This is a genomic window from Alienimonas chondri (genome assembly GCF_013036045.1).
GTDB classification, from domain to species: Bacteria; Planctomycetota; Planctomycetia; order Planctomycetales; family Planctomycetaceae; genus Alienimonas; species Alienimonas chondri.
Genome location: NZ_WTPX01000227.1, coordinates 1 through 5,410, shown reverse-complemented (window position 1 = coordinate 5,410; position 5,410 = coordinate 1). Strand labels below are relative to the sequence as shown.

Annotated in this window: 3 protein-coding genes; all 3 read left to right on the top strand. The window is 74.1% G+C overall.

Annotation, left to right across the window (positions count from 1 at the left end):
- Positions 1–96 precede the first annotated feature (96 nt).
- The 3 genes from LzC2_RS20045 (at position 97) to LzC2_RS20035 (ending at position 5,230) form a co-directional block, all read left to right on the top strand.
- Positions 97–3,255 carry a hypothetical protein gene (locus LzC2_RS20045; RefSeq protein WP_171189807.1) on the top strand — a complete coding sequence of 1,053 codons (3,159 nt, stop codon included), beginning with the start codon at positions 97–99 and terminating at the stop codon, positions 3,253–3,255.
- A complete protein-coding gene (locus LzC2_RS20040; RefSeq protein WP_171189806.1) occupies positions 3,252–4,229 on the top strand; it encodes a ribonuclease H family protein in 978 nt (325 codons plus the stop codon). The genes LzC2_RS20045 and LzC2_RS20040 overlap by 4 nt, the downstream gene beginning before the upstream one ends.
- A gap of 149 nt (positions 4,230–4,378) precedes the next feature.
- Positions 4,379–5,230: a peptidylprolyl isomerase gene (locus LzC2_RS20035; RefSeq protein ID WP_171189805.1), complete on the top strand. Its 852-nt coding sequence runs from the start codon at positions 4,379–4,381 to the stop codon at positions 5,228–5,230.
- Positions 5,231–5,410: the final 180 nt, after the last annotated feature.

Sequence of the window (5,410 nt, the reverse complement as noted above, 5' to 3'; positions counted from 1 at the left end):
CTCACCCCCGGCCCCTCTCCCCCAAAAAGGGGGCGAGGGGAGCGACGAACACGACCGCCGTTCCGTCGGCCTACGGCGATTCGCTACACCCCGCGGGTGTCGCACCTCATCACCCCGCTGCTCGCCGCCGCCCTGTCGCAGATCGGCCCGGCCGATGTCGCGGCGCTGCCGGCGCCGGTCGCCGCGACCGCGCGGCCGGAGCAGGACGACGCCAACCTGCACGCCCTGCACGTCGCTGGCGGCGCCGCGTGGGTCTGCGGGGATCGCGGCGTGATCTGGCATTCCGCCGACGCCGGCCGCTCCTGGCGGTTCCAACCCACCTCCACCGGGCTGTCGCTGCGGAGCCTGTCCTTCCTGACGAATCAGATCGGCTGGGCCGCGGGCGGGGGGACGGCGGCGTTCACCGCGGACAGCGTCGGCGTCGTGTTGAAGACCGAGGACGGCGGGACGACGTGGGAACGGATCGACACGACCCCGCTGCCGAGCGTCGTCGCGGTGCGGTTCTTCACGCCGGACACCGGCCTCGCCGCCTGCAAGCCGACGGATCTCGCCCCCAGCGGCCTCTGGACCACCGCCGACGGCGGCCGCACCTGGACGCCGCTGCCCGGTCCGCGATTGGGCCACTGGCGGGCCGCGGCACTGACCGGCCCGGAGCGCGGCCTGCTGGTCGGGGAACGCGGCCGCATCGCTCTCGCTGGGGGGGGATCGCTCGTCGCCAGCCCCACGGCCCCCGGCGGGCTGCCGGCATTGTGCGCGGTGACGGCGACCGGCCCCGTCGCGTTCGCCTGCGGGGACGGGGGCCGCGTTTGGACGACCAGCACCGCCGGCCGGGCGTGGGAGCCGGTCGCCGGTCCGCTGCCCACGAACCTCGTCCCCAACGGGCTGAGCGCCGACGACCTCGACCTGCGGGGCGTCTGGGCGAAAGGCGATGATCTCGCCGTGTGCGGCGATCCCGGCGGGGTCGTGTTCGTGCGGGCCCTCGATGAATCCGGCCAGCCGCGGTGGACCGCGGGGAGCGCCGGCGGGACCGCTCCGCTGAACGCGGTGGCCTTCGCACAATCCACCGGCGAACCCTACGGCCTCGCGGTGGGCGACTTCGGCACGATCGTTCGCACCTCCGCGGCGCCGGGGCAGGCCGCGGCGGTCGGTTGGTCGACGGTGCGGGGGCGGGAACGCCGGGCGGCGACGCTGGCGATCGTCGCCGACCCCGCCGACGCCCCCTTCCTCGCCCTCACCCACACCGCCGGCGACGACGGCCACCGCTCCGTCGTGCTCTGCCCGGTGCGTCGCGACCTCGGCGCCGCGGCGATTCACGCAGCCGGCGAAGCGAACCGATTGGACAGCGCCGTGCTGACCGCCGGCGGGTCCGCGGGGCTGATCGGCTGGGACTTCCCGCTGACGGTCCCCGGTTCGGAGGACGACCCCGCGGCGCTGGCCCGCGAGTGGAACGCCCGCTTCGAGGGCGAGAACGGAGCCGGGGGCGCCGCGGATCGACTCGTCCGTCGCCTCGCCCGCGCAATCCGCACCTGGCGGCCGAGCGTGGTGATCCTTCCCCCCAGCGATCCCGCCGCGAACCCGACCGGGCCGGACGTATTGATCCGAAGGGCGACGGAGCAGGCGATCGCCCTCGCCGCCGATCCGACGCGGCTGACGGGGCTGGACCGGCTCGGCCTGCGACCGTGGCGGGTGACGCGGGCCCTAGAGCGCCGCCCGGCCGGCGAGCCGTCGACGGTGACCGTGCGGGCCGCGGACACGCTGCGAACCCTGGGCGGCACGACCGGCGATCTGGCCTCCTCGGCGCTCTCCCGGGTCAGCGATGCGGCCAGCCCGGCGGTCGAGGGGTTCCGCCCGCTGGGCTTGCCGGCGCTGTCCTCCAAACCGCACGGCGCCGATCGGGTGATGGCGGGGGTGCGACTGGTCGCCGGGGGAGACGCCCGGCGGGCCGGTCGCCCGCGGATCGCGGAGCCGGACCCGGATGTCGTGCTGCGGCGCCGATTGCTCACCGCGGCGGCGGATCGCCTGGTCGTCGGAGCAAACGGGGCCGGGGCCGCCTCCCAACTGCTGCGGCCGGAAGCGATTACGGCGAACCTCCGTCCGCTCTCCGCCGGCGTGCCGCCGGCTCAGGCCGCCGCGGACCTCGCCCGGCTCGCCCGGCAGCTGTCGGACGCCCAGGAGATCGACGCCGCGGAGGCCGTGCTGTTGGAACTCGCCTCCCGCTTCCCCGATCAACCGGCCACGCACGCCGTCCTGCCGGACCTCATGCGGCTGTGGTGCGGCAGCGAACAGTCCTCCCGCCGCCTCGCCCCGATCGGCGTGCGGACCGAGAACCGTGACGAGCAGAACGTCATTCAAACCGCCGACGGCGGCGCTCGTGCAGGAGCGTCGCGGGTCGAAACGGCGGACGTGAACGTGGACCGCGGCGGCGTCGGCCAGCGGGACGCCCTCCGCAAACGGCGGTTGCAGGGCGTGATCGGGCTCGGGGCGCAGCTGGAACGCTACGCTCCCCGTCAGTTCGCCACGCGCGACGTGCAGCGGTCGATGGCGGCGGCCCGGCGTCAGTTGGGTCTGCCCACGCCGCCCGATTCCCCGGCGACCGCGATCTTGGCCGGCGACGCCTCGGACGCTGCGTTGCCCTGTGCCTTCGCCGCGAGCACGCCCCGCTTGGACGGGGAGTTCGCCGACGCCTGCTGGCGGGCCGCGGAGGCCGTGCCGCTGACCAGCGCCGCCGGCCGCAGCCGTGGGGGACTGGTGATGGCGGCTCGGGACGATCGGTTCTTGTTCCTCGCCGCCTCGCTGCCGATCGAACCGGGCGCCCCGCTGCCCGCGGTGAACATGAGCGGCCGCGGGCACGACGAACCGACCCGGCCGCACGATCGGCTGGAGTTGGCGCTCGACGTCGACCGCGACTTCGGCACCGCCTGGAACCTGACGATCGCCGCCGACGGCGCCGTCGCGGAGGACTGCTGCGGCGACCCGACCTGGGATCCTCGCTGTGCGGTGCACGTCTCCCGCCAGCCCGGAGCGTCGGCGGACGATCCGGGCGAATGGCGGATCGAACTGGCGATTCCCCTCTCCGAACTGACCGCGGAGATTGCTTCGAAAGGGGGCCCGCCAATCGGGTCGGCGTGGGGGCTGCGGATGCGACGGGTGACCCCCGGCGTGGGCGCCGCGAGTTGGCCGGTGACCGCGACGGACGCGGTCGGCGTCACCGACGACGCCGTCCGCCCCTTCGGCGCCCTGCGGTGGACGAAATGAGCAGCCTGTTCGCTGCCGACGCCCCCTTGGATCCGCCCCCGCCGGGCGGGTTGATCGTGGGCGTGGACGAAGCCGGGCTGGGCCCGAACCTCGGCCCGCTGGTCGTCGCCGCGAGCGTCTGGCGGACCCGAAACGCCCCCTGGGACATGGATCCCGTCGATGAGCTGTCCGGCGTTCTCAGCCGCACGGTGCAGGCCGATCGCCTCTGCATCGCGGACAGCAAAGCGGTCTTCTCTCCCGGCAAAGGCTTGGGCGAGTTGGCTCGCAGCGCCCGCACGGCGCTGGCCGTCTGCGGACAGAAACCGGACACGCTGCAATCGTGGCTCGACGCCCTCGATTCGCCGTCGCCGCTAGGCGGCGCGCAACCTTGGTACGACGACCTCGCCACGCCGCTGCCCGCAGCGACGGGTGACGACCTCACGGCTCGCTGGTCCGAGGCGGGCGCCGAAGGGGGTCTCGAATTGATCGGCCTGCACGCCGACGTGCTGTTCGCCCCGCGGTTCAATACGGATTTGGAGCGGCTCGGCGGGAAGGGCCGACTGTTGACCGGGGCGTCGCTGGGTCTGCTGGCGAAGGCGTGGACCCCGGCGACCGCTCCGCCGACGCGGGTCGAATGCGACAAGCACGGCGGCCGGAACTTCTACGCCGCGGCGCTCGCGGAGGCGTTCGACGAACTCCCCGGCGTGCACCGCGAGGGGGCGGCGGGGAGCGAGTACACATTGACCAATGCTCGTCACCGCCTCGGCTTTCGCCCGCGGAACGAAGCCTTCGGGCCGGTGGCGCTGGCGTCGCTGATCGCCAAGTTCACCCGCGAACTGCTGATGGAGCGGTTCAACGCCTGGTGGGCGGACCGCGTCCCCGGCCTCAAACCGACCGCCGGCTATCCGAACGATGCCGTTCGTTTTCGAGATGAAACCGCGGAGGCCCGGGCGGCGCTGGGCGTCCCGGAGGACGCGTTCTGGCGGGCGAAGTAAACGCCGGCGAGCCGGGGGGTTCATCCCCCCGGACCGGTGACCGCCGCGAACCGAGCAGGCGCCGGGAAAACGCGTGCTCGGACCGGGGGGACAAGCCCCCCGGCTCGCTTTAGTCTGTTCCGCTCGCCCCACCGACGGACCGTCCCCCGATGTTCGCCCCGCTGCTGCTCGCCGTTCTGCTCGCCGGCCCCGACGGTCCGCCGAACGAGGTGTTGGCCGAAGTCGCCGGCGAGTCGATCACCCGCGGCCGGGTGCACCTGCTGCTGACGCTCCGCGGCGTGCCGGAGGAGAAGCGGGCCGCGGCGTGGGACGAAGCGACGGCGACGCTCGCCGATCGGGCCCGCATGCGGCGGTTCCTCGCGACCCGCCGGGCCGTGCCGGACGAGGCGGAACTCGACGCCCAGACCGCCGCGCTGCTGGTGGAGCACTTCGGCGAAGACAAGGCCGCCCAGACCGCCGCGCTGGCGAAGCTCGGCGCGACGCCCGCCGACGTGCGGGCCGAGGCCGCGCTCCCGCTGGCGTGGGAAGAGCAGGCCCAGCGGCTCATCACCCCCGCGGCCCTGCGCGAGTACTTCGAGGCGAACCGCCGCCGCTACGACGACACCGCCCTCACCGTCGCCCACATCTTCCAGCCCGGCGACGCGACCGAGGCGCTCGCCCGGGTGAAGGCCCGCATCGACGCCGGCGAACTGACCTTCGCCGAGGCCGCCAAGCAGTTCTCGAAGTCCCCCACCGCGTCGAAGGGCGGGGTGATCGGGGCGCTCCGGGCGGGCGACGGCAAGGCGCCGCCGGAGGTCTCCGCGGCGGCGTTCGCCCTCCCGCCGGACGGCAGCGAAGACGGCACGGTCCTCGGCCCGGTGCGGTCCGCGGTCGGCACGCATCTCGTCAGCGTGCTCGGCGTGGCGGAGCCGGGCGAGCTCTCCCTGACCGACGTCCGCAGCCGGGTTCGCCGGGATCTCAAACGCCGGCTGTGGTTCGAGCAGATCGAACGGTTGCGGTGACATTTTCTCCCCTCTCCCTCAGGGAGAGGGGCCGGGGGTGAGGGTGGCGAACCTTCACCAGCATCCGCTCGAAGGGCTTCAGGGCGAACGCAGCGTCCCGGACGCTTGAAGCGTCCGGGACGCTCGATACCGAACGGCGTGGAGGGATCGGACCGTTCCAGCCCCCTCACCCCCGACCCC

Bases quoted from the DNA above. Each gene is read 5' to 3' on its own strand.
- LzC2_RS20040 (WP_171189806.1), top strand. From the start codon at position 3,252: ATGAGCAGCCTGTTCGCTGCCGACGCCCCCTTGGATCCGCCCCCGCCG.
- LzC2_RS20035 (WP_171189805.1), top strand. From the start codon at position 4,379: ATGTTCGCCCCGCTGCTGCTCGCCGTTCTGCTCGCCGGCCCCGACGGT.